The 15,298-nt window shown below is 57.9% G+C and carries 15 protein-coding genes; 8 read left to right on the forward strand and 7 right to left on the reverse strand.

The features are described from left to right. Positions 1-6: 6 nt before the first annotated feature. The 3 genes from ACQQ2Q_RS13925 to ACQQ2Q_RS13935 are packed head-to-tail and all read right to left on the reverse strand — an operon-like array spanning position 7 to position 3,373. Positions 7-1,224 carry a class I SAM-dependent methyltransferase gene (locus tag ACQQ2Q_RS13925; RefSeq protein ID WP_428187699.1) on the reverse strand — a complete coding sequence of 406 codons (1,218 nt, stop codon included), beginning with the start codon at positions 1,222-1,224 and terminating at the stop codon, positions 7-9. Next, entirely contained in the window at positions 1,221-2,024 is an 804-nt protein-coding gene (locus ACQQ2Q_RS13930; protein WP_428187700.1) for a DUF1365 domain-containing protein, read from the reverse strand. Before ACQQ2Q_RS13930 ends, ACQQ2Q_RS13925 begins: the two co-directional genes overlap by 4 nt. Beyond that, complete coding sequence (locus ACQQ2Q_RS13935) at positions 2,021-3,373, reverse strand: NAD(P)/FAD-dependent oxidoreductase (protein WP_428187701.1); 1,353 nt, start codon at positions 3,371-3,373, stop codon at positions 2,021-2,023. Before ACQQ2Q_RS13935 ends, ACQQ2Q_RS13930 begins: the two co-directional genes overlap by 4 nt. A 228-nt stretch (positions 3,374-3,601) precedes the next feature. Between ACQQ2Q_RS13935 and ACQQ2Q_RS13940 the strand changes: the two genes are divergently transcribed. From ACQQ2Q_RS13940 to pntB, 8 genes are all read left to right on the forward strand, one after another. Next, positions 3,602-4,171 carry a sigma-70 family RNA polymerase sigma factor gene (locus tag ACQQ2Q_RS13940; RefSeq protein ID WP_428187702.1) on the forward strand — a complete coding sequence of 190 codons (570 nt, stop codon included), beginning with the start codon at positions 3,602-3,604 and terminating at the stop codon, positions 4,169-4,171. Next, a complete protein-coding gene (locus tag ACQQ2Q_RS13945) occupies positions 4,168-4,848 on the forward strand; it encodes a ChrR family anti-sigma-E factor (protein WP_428187703.1) in 681 nt (226 codons plus the stop codon). The genes ACQQ2Q_RS13940 and ACQQ2Q_RS13945 overlap by 4 nt, the downstream gene beginning before the upstream one ends. A 102-nt stretch (positions 4,849-4,950) precedes the next feature. Next, positions 4,951-5,355 carry a DUF2177 family protein gene (locus tag ACQQ2Q_RS13950; protein ID WP_428187704.1) on the forward strand — a complete coding sequence of 135 codons (405 nt, stop codon included), beginning with the start codon at positions 4,951-4,953 and terminating at the stop codon, positions 5,353-5,355. 120 nt (positions 5,356-5,475) lie between these two features. Further along, positions 5,476-6,450: an ABC transporter substrate-binding protein gene (locus ACQQ2Q_RS13955; protein ID WP_428187705.1), complete on the forward strand. Its 975-nt coding sequence runs from the start codon at positions 5,476-5,478 to the stop codon at positions 6,448-6,450. 43 nt (positions 6,451-6,493) lie between these two features. Continuing rightward, positions 6,494-7,204: an ABC transporter permease gene (locus tag ACQQ2Q_RS13960; RefSeq protein ID WP_428187984.1), complete on the forward strand. Its 711-nt coding sequence runs from the start codon at positions 6,494-6,496 to the stop codon at positions 7,202-7,204. Continuing rightward, positions 7,201-7,815, forward strand: a complete 615-nt coding sequence (locus ACQQ2Q_RS13965) for an ABC transporter ATP-binding protein (protein WP_428187706.1) — start codon at positions 7,201-7,203, stop codon at positions 7,813-7,815. The genes ACQQ2Q_RS13960 and ACQQ2Q_RS13965 overlap by 4 nt, the downstream gene beginning before the upstream one ends. A gap of 223 nt (positions 7,816-8,038) precedes the next feature. Beyond that, positions 8,039-9,613, forward strand: coding sequence for a Re/Si-specific NAD(P)(+) transhydrogenase subunit alpha (locus ACQQ2Q_RS13970; RefSeq protein ID WP_428187707.1), 1,575 nt, complete (start codon positions 8,039-8,041; stop codon positions 9,611-9,613). Positions 9,614-9,625: 12 nt separating this feature from the next. Then, complete coding sequence (gene pntB / locus ACQQ2Q_RS13975; RefSeq protein WP_428187708.1) at positions 9,626-10,999, forward strand: Re/Si-specific NAD(P)(+) transhydrogenase subunit beta; 1,374 nt, start codon at positions 9,626-9,628, stop codon at positions 10,997-10,999. 90 nt (positions 11,000-11,089) lie between these two features. On the opposite strand, the gene uxuA is transcribed toward pntB, so the two are convergent. The 4 genes from uxuA to kduI are packed head-to-tail and all read right to left on the reverse strand — an operon-like array spanning position 11,090 to position 15,281. After that, complete coding sequence (uxuA, locus tag ACQQ2Q_RS13980; protein ID WP_428187709.1) at positions 11,090-12,283, reverse strand: mannonate dehydratase; 1,194 nt, start codon at positions 12,281-12,283, stop codon at positions 11,090-11,092. Then, on the reverse strand, positions 12,276-13,745 hold the full coding sequence (locus tag ACQQ2Q_RS13985; protein ID WP_428187710.1) for a mannitol dehydrogenase family protein: 1,470 nt from the start codon (positions 13,743-13,745) through the stop codon (positions 12,276-12,278). Before ACQQ2Q_RS13985 ends, uxuA begins: the two co-directional genes overlap by 8 nt. Next, a complete protein-coding gene (gene kduD / locus ACQQ2Q_RS13990; RefSeq protein WP_428187711.1) occupies positions 13,717-14,463 on the reverse strand; it encodes a 2-dehydro-3-deoxy-D-gluconate 5-dehydrogenase KduD in 747 nt (248 codons plus the stop codon). The genes ACQQ2Q_RS13985 and kduD overlap by 29 nt, the downstream gene beginning before the upstream one ends. Then, positions 14,460-15,281: a 5-dehydro-4-deoxy-D-glucuronate isomerase gene (gene kduI / locus ACQQ2Q_RS13995; RefSeq protein WP_428187712.1), complete on the reverse strand. Its 822-nt coding sequence runs from the start codon at positions 15,279-15,281 to the stop codon at positions 14,460-14,462. Before kduI ends, kduD begins: the two co-directional genes overlap by 4 nt. Between the last annotated feature and the right edge of the window lie 17 nt (positions 15,282-15,298).

The following is a 15,298-nucleotide window of genomic DNA, read 5'->3' on the forward strand; positions in this document are numbered from 1 at the left end:
TCCGGGTCAGGGCGCCTTCAACTCGAATTGCACCACATCGAGCCGACCGATGCGGAAACCCACGGCGCAATAGTGGAGATAATACTGCCACATGCGCCTGAAACGTTCGTCGAAGCCGAGCGGCTTGATCCGGTGCCAGTTGGCCTCGAATGTTTCGTCCCACATCAGCAGCGTCTTCTCGTAGTCGCGCCCAAATCTGAACGTATCCAGAACGTCCAATCCCGACTGCCTTGCCGTGTTCTCGAACACCGTAACGGACGGCAGCATGCCGCCCGGGAAGATGTAGGTCTGAATGAAGTCGGCGCTGCGCCTGTAATCCTCAAACCTGCTTTCGTCGATGGTGATGACCTGTACCAGCGCATGACCACCCTTTACCAACAGATCCCGAACCCGGTTGAAGTAGAGGTGCCAGTTCTCCTCGCCCACAGCCTCGAACATCTCGATGGATACGATCTTTGTGAAGCGCTCGCGGCAATCGCGATAGTCCTGAATTCGGATATCAGACCTGTCGCTCATACCCGCTTCGTCGAGCCTTTGGCGGGCAAAGGCCGCCTGTTCTTTCGACAGCGTCAAACCGGTCACATGGCAGCCGGTGCGTCTTATTGCGTATTCTGCAAAGCCGCCCCATCCACAGCCAATCTCCAGAACATGATCGGTGGGGCCTATCTCCAGTTTCTGAAGGATGCGCTCATATTTGGCGTTCTGCGCGTCTGCCAGATCCTGATCCGGATGCTCGAAAAGCGCCGAGGAATAGGTCATCGTTTGGTCGAGCCAGGTCGCGTAAAACTCGTTTCCGAGATCATAGTGGAACGCGATATTGCGCTTGGAACCGGATTTTGAGTTGCGGTTCAGGCGATGGCGCAGGCGCGCCAGAAGTCTTGTCAGAATGCCGGGATGAACAATGCTCCCGAGGCTTTCCTCATTGGCAATTGCCAGTTCAAGCAGATCGGCAATATTGCTCGTGTCCCAGTCGCGATCCATGAAGGAACGGGCAAAGCCCAGGCTGCCGCCCGTCAGGATGCGCCAGACTGCGCGACCATTATTCAGTCTCAACGACGCTGAGGGGCCTGGCTCCATGCCAACGAAAATCTGCTCTCTTCCGTCTGGAAAAGTCAGGGTCAGGTGGCCGTGCCGCAGCTTTCCAGCCCAGCGAAAGAGCATCCGCTGCCACGGCAGTGTCACAGGCGGCATGATCGGTGCGGTCTGTTGGTCGACATGGGTCATGGCGTTTCGCTCTTGATGATACTGTCAGTGGGAACCAGGGATATGGCGATGGGGTCTGCTGCCTTCTTGTGGCGGTAAACCGGAAGGCCCTTTTTCCAGAGGCGAAATGCTTCCAGATGAATTCCGCCCATGATTTTCAAAGTCATCAGCGGATAAAGCGCGAGCATTTTCCAGAGCGCTGCCGAGGTGAGAGGTTTCCTCTTGCCGTTGAAACTTGCGAAAAGAAGCGAACCTTTCGCGTCGTGCTCATCGATGGCAATCAGCACATCATCCTGCGGCGGTGCGATGCGGAAACGGTAGCGGCATTCCATTGGCATGAAGGGCGAGACATACATGGCTTTGTCGCATTCATGGCGGATGGTGCGGTGCTCAGGGTTTGCGACCGGAATCACATAGGTGTGACGCTCGCGAAAGGTGTTGCAGACCTCGTAGAGCATCGCGAGCAAGGTGCCATCACCGTCTCTGCAGAAATAGACCGTCAGCGGGTTGAAGCCATAGCCCAGAACGCGGGGATAGCAGAGCACTGCGACAGACAATTTCTCCGCCTGAATCCCGGCGTCATCCAGACGCTCTCCGATCCAGGCTTTCAATGTGCCGGGTGTGCCCGAGCCATGATCGGCATCGTTGAAGGAAAATGCGCCGAAGCGGTTGTAGCTGAAGAGCGAAAGTGTGCGATCGAGCACTGGCAGTTCATCGAGGTCCAGCAGAAGGGTAAAGACGCCATAGCGCAAGCGATGCTGGCGCGGGCGGTGCCGTACATGAACCACGTCGCCGACATAAAGTGCTGATGTCCCCGTCATTCGGCGGCCACTAAATGATCCGGCACGACGATACGACCAGACTCATTTTCCACGTTCCAGGGCCGCTTCATTCCGCCGAGTTGCTCCGCGACGGCAAGACCGGACTGAAGGCCATCCTCGTGAAAACCGCTGCCGAAATGCGCGCCGCAGAACCAGGTGTTGCGGCGTTTTTGCAATTGCCACAGATCCTTCTGTGCACGAATGGCCGGTTGATCGAACAGCGGGTGGGTGTACTCAAAGCGCGCCAATATCTTTTCGCTCGCGATCTCCCTGTTGGGATTGAGCGTCAGGAACATCGGTGGAGCATTTTCCAGGTTTTGCAGCTTGTTCATCCAGTAGGTAACGCACAAGGGCTGTTCGCTGTTCATCCCGGAATCGCCGATGAAATTCCAGCTGGCCCAGACCTGCTTGCGTTGCGGCATCAAGGTCGCGTCGGAATGCAGGACTGCCGTGTTGGCCGTATAGCGGAACGCCCCCAGAATCTTGCTTTCCGTCAAATCCGCATCGGCCAGCATGGCCAAGGCTTGATCGGCGTGGGTTGCGATCACGACATCGTCGAAGATATCGACGCCGGCCTTTGTATCGGTGACCATGACATGATCGGCTTCGCGCCTGACTTCGATTACGGAGCAGCCGAGGCGCACTTCGCCGGCGAAATCGGCCAGAAGGCGGCTCACATATTCGCGGCTGCCGCCCTTTACCGTGCGCCATTGCGGGCGCCCTTTAACCACCACGAGGCCGTGGTTGACGAAAAAACGGATGAAGGCTTCCATCGGATAGTCGCGCATGTCGGTGATGGTTGTCGACCAGATTGCAGCGCCCATCGGCAGAAGATGATCCTCGATGAATGAGCGGCCATATGCTGCCTGATCGCAATATTCGCCAAGTGTCATACCGCCGAGGTCGCCACGCGCGGCAAGCTCAGGCGCTTCAGCATAGAACCTGCGGATGCCGGAGAGCATCTTCCAGAAGCGCGGATTGACGATGTTTGAGCGCTGCCCCAGCAGCCCACCTATGCCGGATCCGGAATATTCGAACCCGCCGCCATTAAGGGAGGCCGCGAACGACATGTTGGATGCTTCTGTCGGAACATTGAGGTGGTCGAAGAGAGCAACGAGGTTTGGGTAGTTGCGGTCGTTATAGACAATGAAGCCGGTGTCGACTGCAATCGTGTCACGCGTGGAGCCGGCGTCGACCGTGTTGGCATGGCCGCCCGGTCGGTTCTCGCTTTCGTAAAGCACAACATCCGCGGTTTTGGACAGAAGCCATGCCGCCGACAGACCGGAAATGCCGCTACCGATGACTGCTACCTTGCGTCTGCGCGCGCCTGAGAACTTCAATGTGTCCAACGGTTTGACCCCTGCTTTTTATCGTATTGCAATCTAATACGCGGTGCGAGGCACTGCGGATTTATGAGGGGTAAAAATTTCTTGGTGATCCAGTTTTCTGTGGCGGACGTATAGGTCAGCATGACGGTCCTGTTTCCCACAACGGCATTGACGTGCCACTATGTATCTCGCATCGCGATGAGGCCCCTGGTCCGCCGCGCTGGCAAGGGTGGGAGAGTGCGTGTCTGCATGAGTGGGGCGTCCGATAAAAACAATGAGACCAATGTGGCCGCTTTGCTGGCCGCTGTCGCGAATGCGAGGGATGTCGATGCCTTCGAAGCACTTTTCCGCCTATATGCTCCGCGCGTGCGGGCTTATATGGCGCGGCAGTGCCGCGACGTTCAGCTGGCCGAAGAATTGATGCAAGAGACCTTGATGACCGTATGGCGAAAAGCATCGCTTTTCGATCCCGCACGCGGAAATGCAGAAGCCTGGATTTTCACGATCGCGCGTAATCTGAGAATTTCCGCCTTTCGCAAGACCAGTCACCCCGCATTCGACCCTTCGGATCCGGCATTTGTGCCGGATGGTGAAGTGGCACCGGATATTGCGTATGAACAGGCCACTGAGGCAGACAGACTGCGTGAGGCCATGAAAGCCTTGCCTCCCGAACAGGCGGACTTGCTCCGCTATTCCTTCTTCGACGAAATTTCCCACCGTACGCTCGCCCAGAAGCTCGATCTGCCGCTCGGGACGATCAAGTCCCGCATCCGGATGGCTTTTGCAAAATTGCGTGTTGCACTGGAGGACCGCGAATGACCATCCAGCACCATTTGGGCGATGAGATCCTGCTGGAATACGCCTCTGGCGCGTTGAGCGAGGGCTGGAGCCTGGCGGTCGCCAGCCATATGGCCCTGTGTCCGTCCTGCCGTCGCAGGCTTTCCGTGCTTGAACAGGCGGGGGGCATCATGATCAAGCAGATTGAATGTGCCGATGCCGCAACAGACCAGGCATGGGACAGCATGAGAGCCCGGCTCGCGGATGAGGGCGGTGCACGGACTGAAACGCCGGCGACCGAGGTGACTTCTGCAACTGGACAAGCCCGTGGCAAATCCGTGTTGCCTGAACCATTGCGCTCCTATGTCGGGGGCGATGTGGATGCGTTGAAATGGAAGGCGCTTGGCCGTAGCGCCAGCCACGTTATGGTGACGACCGGCGATCCCTCCACACGTGTCCGCCTGTTGCGTATCCCGGGCGGAAAGCCCGTTCCGGAACACTCGCATGGTGGGCGCGAGCTGACCCTCGTGCTTGCCGGCAGCTACATGGACGGCGATCAACGCTTCGGGCGTGGTGACCTTGAGGAAGCCGACGAAGAGGTGATGCACCAGCCGATTGCGGACGATGGTGAAGATTGTATCTGTGTGGTTGTGACCGATGCGCCAATCCGGTTCAAGAATTGGTTTTTCCAACTTCTACAGCCTGCTTTGAAGATCTGATGGCGGTGCTTGCTGTCTATGTGAACCGTCAATTCCACCTGAAAAAATTGAGTTTATTTCAGATTTTATGTGCCCAGCGCCGTTGAGAAGGATGCGATGAAGATGACGACCTATATCATTGCCTATGTGAGTGCTGTGATCGTTTTTCTGGGCGCCGACTATCTGTGGCTTTCAAAGATTGCCATCGGGTTCTATCGATCGCGCGTTGGCGATCTCTTGATGGCACAGCCCAATTTTGCTGCTGCCGGCGCGTTCTATCTCGCCTATATCGTCGGTATCGTCTATTTCGCAGTCGTGCCTGCACTCAATAGCGGTACCTGGGTCACGGCTGCCGTTGCCGGCGCTCTTCTGGGCTTCATCGCCTATGGCACCTATGATATGACCAACCTGTCTACTCTCAAGGGGTGGTCTCTTTCGGTGAGCCTGATCGATATGGCCTGGGGGACAGTTTTGACCGGTGTGACGGCGACTGTTGCCTATCTTGTGGCATCACGCTTTGCTGCCTGATCAAGATCTCCGTCGATAAAGTGAAATAGCGGACTTGGGCACCTTCTGTCGTGCGGTCCGTTGCGTTATGAGTTCGCGGCTGCGCCAGCGATAAGGCTGGTGGCATTGCGGAGTATCACCATGAATTTTCTTCGTCACTTCGTGACGGTTTGCGCCCTTGCGCTGATGACGATGCCGGCTCTGGCAGATCAAGATCTGCCGAAATTGCGCGCGGCCATGCTGGCGACCGGCACCGTCAATTGGGAAATCAGTACCATCCAGCATCACGAGCTCGACGGTCGAAACGGGTTTCAGCTTTCGGTTCTGGCCTACGCCGACAATGGCGCGACGCGCGTTGCTTTCGAGGGCGGCGAAGCGGACGTCATGGTGGCAGACTGGATCTGGGTGGCGCGCCAACGCGCAGCCGGCAAGGACTATGTTTTTCTGCCCTATTCTCTGGCCGTCGGCGGTTTGATGGTGAAGGCCGATAGTGGCATTGAAACGCTCCCGGATCTCAAGGGTCTGAAGATTGGTATCGCCGGTGGGCCAGTCGACAAGAGCTGGCTGATCCTCAGAGCCTACGCGAAACAGGTTTTCGATATGGATCTCGCAGCCGAGACGGAGCAGGTCTTCGGTGCGCCGCCCTTGATATTTAAGGCAGCACTTTCAGGTGAGACCGCGGGAACGATCAATTTCTGGCACTTCATGGCCAAGATGAAGGCCAAGGGCATGCGCGAGCTTGTGTCTGTTGCCGACGCCGCAAAGGCCCTGAAGCTCGATCCGGATACACCACTGCTGGGCTATGTGCTGAAAGGTGATTATGTGGCGAACCATCCGGATATCGCCCGAGGTCTGTACATGGCGTCGCGCGAGGCCAAGGATTTGTTGCGCGTGGATAATGAGGCTTGGAATGCCATTCGCGAGACTATGAATGCTGCCGATGACGCAGAGTTCAGTGCCCTGATTGCCGGATATCGTGCGGGTATTCCGAGCGGCAAGCCCATTGACGAAGCGGCGGCGGATCGCTTCTTGCGGATCATGGCCGATCTCGGCGGCGAGGATCTGGTGGGCAAGGCCACGACGCTGCCGCAAGGAGTGTTCCTTCATCTTGAATAGGGCTTTCCACAACAGGGCGCTGGTGCGCGTGCTGTCATTGCTAATGCTCTTGGCGCTCTGGGGTGTCGCTGCCTGGCTGACGGCGGACCGACAGGTACTGCCGGGACCTCTTTCTCTGATTGAGCCCTTCGCAAAAGCCGTTGCTTCGGGTGCCTTGCCCTATCATTTGGCCATGACGCTGATGCGTGTGGTCCTTGCCTTTATTCCTGCCCTCGTGATCGGTCTGGTGCTGGGTTATTTGATGGGCCGGATGCCAACGGTGGATAAATGGCTCGATCCGTGGCTCGTGGTCTTTCTCAACCTGCCGGCGCTGGTCCTGATCGTTCTTTGCTATCTGTGGATTGGCCTCAACGAGACGGCAGCCATTGCCGCAGTGGTGCTCAACAAGATCCCCGGTGTCACCGCGATCATTCGCGAAGGTGCCCGAGCGCTCGATCCGAGCCTTGATGCGATGGCGAAGGTCTACCGCATGGCAAGCGTGGCACGTCTGCGTCATGTGATCGTCCCGCAGCTTGCCCCCTATATCACGGCAGCATCCCGGTCCGGGCTTTCCGTCATCTGGAAGGTTGTGCTGGTGGTTGAATTTCTGGGCCGTTCCAGCGGCATTGGCTTTCAGATCCATTTCTACTTCCAGCTTTTCGATGTGGCGATGGTGCTTGTCTATTCGCTGAGTTTCATCGCTGTCATGCTGGTGGTGGAGGCTGCCTTGCTGCAACCTTTAGAGCGGCGCGTGCGCCGCTGGAGAACCGCATGATCAGCGTCGATATCCAAAGGAAGGCTTTCGGAGCTCGCGAGATCCTCAAGGAGATCCACTTCACGATGGGGCACGGCGAAACTGTCGCCATCCTCGGGGCGTCCGGGATCGGCAAGTCGACGCTGTTGCGCATTGTGGCCGGTATCGACACTGATTTCGATGGAGCGATTACACGGCCGCAGAACGTTGCCATGGTGTTTCAGGAACCCGTACTTCTGCCCTGGCGCTCAGTGCTCGACAATCTCTTGCTGGTTCATGGAGGTCTGGATGAGGCGCCAGCGTTTGCGATGCTGGAACGCGTTGGCATCGTGGCAAAGGCCAGGGATTATCCCGGGCAGTTGTCGCTTGGTCAGCAGAGGCGACTGGCTTTGGCGCGTGCCTTCGTTGGCAAGCCGGAACTGTTGATCATGGACGAGCCCTATGTTTCACTGGATCCGGTGACCGCCAATGATATGCTCGAACTAACGGAGGCTCTGATGAGCGATATCCGTCCGGCGGTGATGCTGGTCACGCATTCCAAGGTTGATGCCGAGCGGCTTTCAAACCGCTGTTTGGTGCTTGAGGGATTGCCTGCATCCCTCACTCTGGTGGATGTGGCCAATACTCTATAGGGTCGACCAACGGTTCTGAGCCAGGGGGCAAAATACAACTGACCCTGACGTCGGTCGATGACTGTGCAAACGGGGGATAGCTGTAAAAAGCACAGTGACGGACCGATTGCATGTTCCAAGCGTACTCATATGATAAAAACGGGCCTTGTGCGCGGCTGAGGTCTTGTTAGGGATCTGGAGCCAATTTACGGTTTGTTTACAACTAACTTGATGGGAGACGGGTTTGAAGATCGGATCACCAAAAGAGGTGTTCGAGGGGGAGGCGCGGGTCGCCATGACCCCCGAGAGCGCTGCACAATTGCAGAAACTTGGTTATGACTGCATCATTGAGACTGGCGCTGGTAAAGCTGCCGGGTTCTCGGATGAAGCGTATAAAGCGGCAGGCGTCGAAGTGGTAAAAACGGCAGCCGCGCTTTTCAAGGCCGCCGATATCATCGCCAAGGTGCGCCCGCCTGTTGATGCCGAGGCCAAGCGTCTGACCAAGGACAAGACGCTTATTTCCTTCTTTTACCCGGCTCAAAGCCCTGAAATGCTTGAATTGTGCAAATCCAAGGGCGCAAACGTCATTGCCATGGACATGGTGCCACGCATCAGTCGCGCCCAGAAAATGGATGCCCTGTCGTCGATGGCCAATATTGCCGGCTACCGTGCGGTGATCGAGGCGGGCAACAATTTCGGTCGCTTCTTTACCGGTCAGGTGACCGCCGCCGGCAAGGTTCCACCGGCCAAGGTGCTGGTTATCGGTGCAGGCGTTGCCGGTCTGGCCGCCATTGGGACCGCAACGTCGCTGGGTGCTGTTACCTATGCTTTCGACGTGCGTCCTGAAGTGGCCGAGCAGATCGAGTCCATGGGTGCTCAATTCGTTTATCTCGATTTCGCCGATCAGCTGCAGGATGGGGCCGCGACCGGCGGTTACGCCGCTCCGTCATCGCCGGAATTCCGCGAGAAACAGCTCGCCAAGTTCCGGGAACTGGCACCTGAAATCGACATCGTGATCACCACTGCGCTGATTCCCGGTCGCGATGCGCCCAAGTTGTGGCTGAAGGATATGGTGGAAGCCATGAAGCCCGGGTCGGTCGTTATCGACCTTGCGGCCGAACGGGGCGGTAACTGCGATCTGACGGTTGCCGACGAAAAGGTCGTGTCCTCCAATGGCGTCACTGTCGTTGGCTATACCGATTTCCCAAGCCGCATGGCTTCGCAGGCGTCCACGCTTTACTCGACAAACATCCGTCACATGATGACGGACCTCACGCCGGGCAAGGATGGCAAGGTCGTTCACAACATGGAAGACGATGTCATCCGCGGGGCGACGGTTGCCTATCAGGGCGACATCACCTTCCCGCCGCCGCCGCCGAAAATCAAGGCGATCGCGGCGCAGAAGCCGAAGGAAAAAGCCAAGGAACTGACGCCCGAGGAAAAGCGCGCGCAGGAAGTAGCCGCCTTCCAGAAAGCGACCAAGCAGCAGGTTGGTCTGCTGGTCATCGGTGGTCTGCTGATGGCAATCATCGGAGCCTTTGCACCGGCAAGCTTCATGCAGCATTTCATCGTGTTTGCGCTCGCATGCTTTGTCGGCTTCCAGGTGATCTGGGGCGTTTCGCATTCGCTGCACACGCCGTTGATGGCCGTGACCAACGCCATTTCGGGGATCATCATCATCGGTGCCTTGCTGCAGGTCGCAGCAGGTGGATGGATTGTCACCGTTCTTGCGGCCATCTCGGTGCTCATTGCCATGATCAACATCGTCGGGGGCTTCATGGTCACCCGTCGCATGCTGATGATGTTCCAGAAGTCTTAAGGGGGCGGTTTCATGTCTTTCGGTATCCAGACCGCCGCCTATATCGCGGCTTCGGTTCTTTTCATCCTTTCACTCGGTGGGCTTTCCGGTCAGGAAAGCGCCAAGCGTGCCGTGTGGTACGGAATTTCGGGCATGGCGATCGCAGTCATTGCCACCATTCTCGGCCCTCAGGTGCAGATCTCGTTCATTTTGATCCTGGCACTGATCGTCGGCGCTGTTGTCGGCGTGTTCCTGGCCAAGCGGGTCGAGATGACCGGAATGCCACAACTGGTGGCGGCGCTTCACAGCTTCGTCGGTCTTGCGGCCGTGTTCATCGGCATCAACTCCGATCTGACCGTGCATGAGTTCTTGACCCATGCGGAGCAGGTCATCCATGAGGTCGAGGTGTTCCTCGGTGTCTTCATCGGTGCGGTAACCTTTACCGGTTCGATTATCGCCTATGGCAAGCTTGCCGGAAAAATCGGCGGCAAGGCGCTCATTCTGCCTGGCCGGCATATGTGGAATGCAGCGGGTGCCATCGTGTCGCTGCTGCTGTTGATCCTCTATATCGGCGGTGCAGGATCGTGGACGCTTTACCTGATGACGCTGATTGCCTGTGTGCTGGGTGCGCATCTGGTGATGGCGATTGGCGGTGCGGACATGCCCGTCGTGGTCTCCATGCTCAACTCCTATTCGGGTTGGGCGGCGGCTGCCACCGGCTTCCTGCTCGGCAATGACCTGCTGATCGTTACCGGTGCGTTGGTCGGCTCGTCGGGTGCAATCTTGTCCTACATCATGTGCAAGGCCATGAACCGTCACTTCCTGTCGGTTATCCTGGGTGGCTTCGGGAATGCCTCGGGTCCGCAGATGGAGGTCGAGGGCGAGCAGATTGCCATCGACGCGGATGGTGTTGCGGCTGCGCTGAACGAGGCGGACTCGGTCATCATCGTTCCAGGCTACGGCATGGCGGTTGCGCAGGCGCAGCAGTCGGTATCGGAGCTTACCCGCAAGCTGCGTGCGAGTGGCAAGGAAGTCCGTTTTGCCATCCATCCGGTGGCCGGACGTCTGCCAGGCCATATGAATGTGCTTTTGGCAGAAGCCAAGGTGCCTTACGACATCGTCATGGAAATGGATGAGATCAATGACGACTTCCCCAATACGGATGTCGTGATCGTCATCGGTTCCAACGACATCGTCAATCCGGCAGCACAGGAAGATCCCAACTCACCGATCGCCGGCATGCCGGTTCTGGAAGTGTGGAAGGCCAAGCAGGTGTTCGTGTCCAAGCGCGGGCAGGGGACAGGTTACTCGGGTATCGAGAACCCGCTGTTCTACAAGGACAATACGCGCATGTTCTATGGCGACGCCAAGAAGTCGATCGACAACCTGCTGCCTTTGATCCGGTAAACTGAACTGAAATTTCGAAAATGTGAAAACCGGCGGGAGAGCAATCTCCCGCCGGTTTTCGTTTGGTCCGCCGTTATTGGATATGGAAATTCAGACGTAGCTGACCTTCTCATGGCCGAGTGCAGCCATCACGCCGCGCAGTTCGGCCAGGCCGCGCATGCGCCCGATCAACGGATAGCCGGGATGATTGGCGCGCTCGGCATCGTTCAGCAATTCATGGCCATGGTCGGGGCGCCAGGGGATCCGCCAGTCGGCCCGGCCTTCGGCTTCGCGTCGCCTCTCTTCGGCAACAAGGGCGGCGGCCAGTGACACCATGTCTGTATCGCCCTCGAGATGGGGCGCCTCCTCGAAAGAACCGTCCGGCTCCTTGGCGACATTGCGAAGATGGGCAAAATGAATGCGGTCGGCAAAACGGCGTGCAATCGCCGGCACATCATTTGCCGGATTGGCACCGAGCGAGCCGGAGCAGAGCGTCAGCCCGTTGGCGAGGCTTTTCTGCTGGTCCATGATCCAGCCGATATCATCTGCATCGGAAACGATGCGGGGGAGCCCGAGAATGTCCCGTGGCGGATCGTCCGGATGGACGCAAAAGCGCATGCCGAGATCATCGGCCGCTGGAATGATTTCGGACAGGAAGCGGGCATAATTGCCACGCAACTCGTCCTGGTCGATGCCCTCATAGTTCTTCAAGGCAGAGCGCAGACCGTCGATGTCATAACGGTCAAAGGCACCCGGAAGGCCGGACATGATGCTTTTGAGGAGCGTTGTGCGCGCTGTTTCGTCAGACGACTGAAACCAGTTTGCGGCCGCCCTTCGCACTTCTTCCGGATAATCCGCTTCGGCCTCCTGCCGTCTGAGCATGAAGAGCTCGAAGGCCGCCATCTGCGGGGCGTCGAAACGCAGGGAGGATCCACCGCGTTTGACGGGAGCGTCCAGCCGTGTGCGGGTCCAGTCAATCAGCGGCATGAAGTTATAGCAGATGGTATGGATGCCAGCTTCGGCAAGGTTCGCCATCGACTGGCGGTAGTTGGAAAACAGCCGTTCCAGATCGCCTGTGCCGCGCTTGATGTTTTCGTGGATGGGCAGGCTTTCGACAACATTCCAGTGCAGGCCGAGGCCAGCATTGTCGATTTCCGCCTGTCTGTTGCGGATGGTGTCAAGCGGCCAGATCTCGCCATAGGGGATTTCGTGCAGGGCAGTGACAATGCCGCTTGCACCGGTCTGGGCAATCTCGCTAAGCCGGATCTTGTCGAAGGGGCCGTACCAGCGCCAGCTTTCAATCATCGGTGCGTTCTTTCGCCATCACACGGGCACCCTTTTCGACAAGGCCCTTGTAAGACTGAACAAGTGCGTCGCGAAAGATCGGGTTCGATGCGAGCGTCTCAGGGAAGATCTTGCGCACCGCGAGGATTGCATCGACCTTGCCCTCAGCGGACGACGCGCCATCGCTGAGCGCCTTCAGGTCTGCCGACAGCGGGTCGCGCACGTCAATTGCGTTGCCTTTTTCGTCGGTGCCGCCGACATAGCGCATCCAGGCAGCCACCGCGAGGCAAAGGCCTTTGGGCGTGCGGCCGGCGTCGAGATTTTCCGCGATTGTTCCCAGAATGCGTTGCGGCAGTTTCTGCGATCCGTCCATGGCAATCTGCCAGGTTCGATGCCGGATCGCCGGGTTGGCGTAACGCTCGAACAGTTCCCCGGTATAGGCCTGGAGATCGACACCCGGCGGTGCCTTCAGTATCGGTAGGATTTCCTTTGCCCAGAGAGACTTGCAAAAGGCCGCCAGAACCGGATCTGCCACCGTCTCCGAGATGGTTTCATGGCCTGAGAGATAACCGAGATAAGCGAGCGATGAGTGAGTGCCATTGAGGCAACGCAACTTCATATGTTCGAAGGGTGTCACGTCTTCGACGAGTTCCACACCGACGGCTGCGAAATCCGGGCGCTCACCATCGACGAAATCATCCTCGATCACCCATTGGCTGAAAGGTTCGTGCATGACAGGCGAAAGATCCATGACGCCAGTTTTCTCCGCCAGCCTGTCGATATCTTCTGGTTTGGTGGCAGGCACGATGCGGTCGACCATGGTCGAGGGAAATGTTGCGTGTGTTCCGATCCAGCTTTTCAGTTCGTTGTCGATCAGGCCGGACAGTTCCAGCACGAGACCGCGCAACAGTTTGCCGTTTTCCGGCAGGTTGTCGCAGCAAAGAACGGTGAAGGGCCGTGTTCCCGCCTTCCGACGGCGGTCGAGCGCACGCACGAGAAAGCCGACGGCCGAGCGTGGCGCATCAGGGTGTTCCAGATCGTGGGCGATATCGGGGTGGTCACGATTGAGCTTGCCGGTCGATGGTTCGTGGCAATAGCCTTTCTCCGTTACCGTCAGCGAAACGATCTTCGTTTCGGGCGCGCTCATGACACCCAGAACCGCGGCGGGATCTTCCCGCGCCACCAGAACATCCGTAATGACGCTGATCACCCTTGGTGTTTCGCCCTCGGGACCAAGCTCGACAGCGGTATAGGCAAAGTCTTGGGGGGCCAGTGCATCGCGCTGATCCGGGCGCACAAGGCTTACACCTGCAATGCCCCAGTCGCCGCCGGATTTCGTCATGGCTTCTGCGATATAGACAGCGCCGTGGGCACGGTAAAACGCGCCAAGACCGAGATGCACGATCGCGGTCGATGGACGCGCGGCGTCAGAGGGACGTTTCAAGCGGGGATATTCAGCGGGCAAGCCAGCCTCCGTCAACATTGAGTATCGCTCCGTGCACGTATTTGGCGGCCGGAGAGGAAAGAAAAACCGCAGCGCCACCGATGTCGGAAGCGTCGCCCCAGCGACCGGCTGGAATGCGCTCGAGTATAGCCTTGTTGCGGCTTTCGTCGGCACGCAGCGCCTCGGTGTTATTGGTCGAAATATAGCCGGGTGCAATAGCATTGACGTTGATGCCCTTCGCCGCCCACTCATTGGCCAAGAGCTTTGTCAGGCCCGCAAGGCCACTTTTGGATGCGGTGTAGGACGGAACACGGATGCCGCCCTGGAAGGACAGAAGCGAGGCGATATTGACGATCTTGCCTTCGCCGCTTCTGGCCAATACCGATCTGGCAAAGGACTGGCAGAGGAAGAAAATCGCCTTCAGGTTGACGTCCATCACCGCGTCCCAGTCTTCCTCGGTAAAGTCGATCGCATCGGCGCGGCGGATGATGCCGGCATTGTTGATGAGAATATCAACCGGACCATTGTCCTCGAACACCGGGGCACCCGCCATCGGGTCGGCGAGATCGAGCTTGAGGCCTTTCGCTTTTCCGCCAGCCTTCTCGATCATGCCCACTGTTTCGTCGAGCGAGGAGCGGCCAGCGCAGATCACCTCGGCACCGGCTTCTGCCAATGAGATCGCGATGGCCTGACCGATGCCGGTATTGGCGCCCGTCACCAACGCCCGCTTGCCATTGAGGGAAAAGATGCCGCTCATCGCAGGGTCTCCATCGAGACCATGTCCATGTCCTTGTAGTTGATGTTGTCGCCAGCCATGGCCCAGATGAATGTATAGGCGCTCGTGCCGGCACCGGAATGGATCGACCAGGGCGGGGAGATCGCGCCTTCTTCGCTTTTCAGCACCATATGGCGTGTCTCGTTGGGTTCGCCCATCATATGGAAGACGCGCTGATCGGCGGGCACATCGATGTAGAGATAAGCCTCCATGCGGCGGTCATGATAATGGGCAGGCATGGTGTTCCAGACCGAGCCGGTGGAAAGTTTCGTCATGCCGACCACCAGTTGGCAGGCTTTCATCACTTCCGGATGGACGAACTGGTAGATGGTGCGCTCGTTGGCGGTTTCCTTTGAACCCAGAGTGACCGATGCCGCATCCTCGATCTTGATGAGACGCGAGGGATAAGTGTGATGGGCCGGGGCCGACAGAATGTAAAAGCGGCCCTTGCCGGAGAACGAGATCTTGCCGGCGCCCATGCCGAGATAAAGCATATCGCCTTTGCTCATGGCATACTCGTCATCGGCCTTTATCGTGCCGTCGCCGCCGATATTGACGATCACCATTTCGCGGCGATCGAGGATGGAGGCTGTGCCGCAGGGCTTGACCTCATCCAGCACCAGTTCCTTGCCGTCCGGCACGGCACCGCCGACGATCATGCGGTCGTAATGGGTGTAGATCAGATTGATCTGGCCGGACAGAAAGATATCGCCGACGCGGAAATTCTGCCGGAGTTCTTCGGTGCCGAAGGTCTTGGCGGTCTTCGGATCGATGGCGTGGCGGATTTCAACATTCAGCATTATCGTATTCCTTTATG

It is taken from the genome of Agrobacterium sp. ES01, from assembly GCF_050320885.1.
Lineage (GTDB): Bacteria > Pseudomonadota > Alphaproteobacteria > Rhizobiales > Rhizobiaceae > Allorhizobium.

Excerpts from the sequence above, each read along its gene's own strand:
- ACQQ2Q_RS13960 (WP_428187984.1), top strand. The coding sequence starts at position 6,494 with ATGCTCTTGGCGCTCTGGGGTGTCGCTGCCTGGCTGACGGCGGACCGA.
- ACQQ2Q_RS13985 (WP_428187710.1), bottom strand. The coding sequence starts at position 13,745 with ATGTTGACGGAGGCTGGCTTGCCCGCTGAATATCCCCGCTTGAAACGT.
- kduI (WP_428187712.1), bottom strand. The coding sequence starts at position 15,281 with ATGCTGAATGTTGAAATCCGCCACGCCATCGATCCGAAGACCGCCAAG.
- ACQQ2Q_RS13925 (WP_428187699.1), bottom strand. The coding sequence starts at position 1,224 with ATGACCCATGTCGACCAACAGACCGCACCGATCATGCCGCCTGTGACA.
- ACQQ2Q_RS13950 (WP_428187704.1), top strand. The coding sequence starts at position 4,951 with ATGACGACCTATATCATTGCCTATGTGAGTGCTGTGATCGTTTTTCTG.
- ACQQ2Q_RS13945 (WP_428187703.1), top strand. The coding sequence starts at position 4,168 with ATGACCATCCAGCACCATTTGGGCGATGAGATCCTGCTGGAATACGCC.
- ACQQ2Q_RS13955 (WP_428187705.1), top strand. The coding sequence starts at position 5,476 with ATGAATTTTCTTCGTCACTTCGTGACGGTTTGCGCCCTTGCGCTGATG.
- ACQQ2Q_RS13940 (WP_428187702.1), top strand. The coding sequence starts at position 3,602 with ATGAGTGGGGCGTCCGATAAAAACAATGAGACCAATGTGGCCGCTTTG.
- pntB (WP_428187708.1), top strand. The coding sequence starts at position 9,626 with ATGTCTTTCGGTATCCAGACCGCCGCCTATATCGCGGCTTCGGTTCTT.
- uxuA (WP_428187709.1), bottom strand. The coding sequence starts at position 12,283 with ATGATTGAAAGCTGGCGCTGGTACGGCCCCTTCGACAAGATCCGGCTT.
- ACQQ2Q_RS13965 (WP_428187706.1), top strand. The coding sequence starts at position 7,201 with ATGATCAGCGTCGATATCCAAAGGAAGGCTTTCGGAGCTCGCGAGATC.
- ACQQ2Q_RS13930 (WP_428187700.1), bottom strand. The coding sequence starts at position 2,024 with ATGACGGGGACATCAGCACTTTATGTCGGCGACGTGGTTCATGTACGG.
- kduD (WP_428187711.1), bottom strand. The coding sequence starts at position 14,463 with ATGAGCGGCATCTTTTCCCTCAATGGCAAGCGGGCGTTGGTGACGGGC.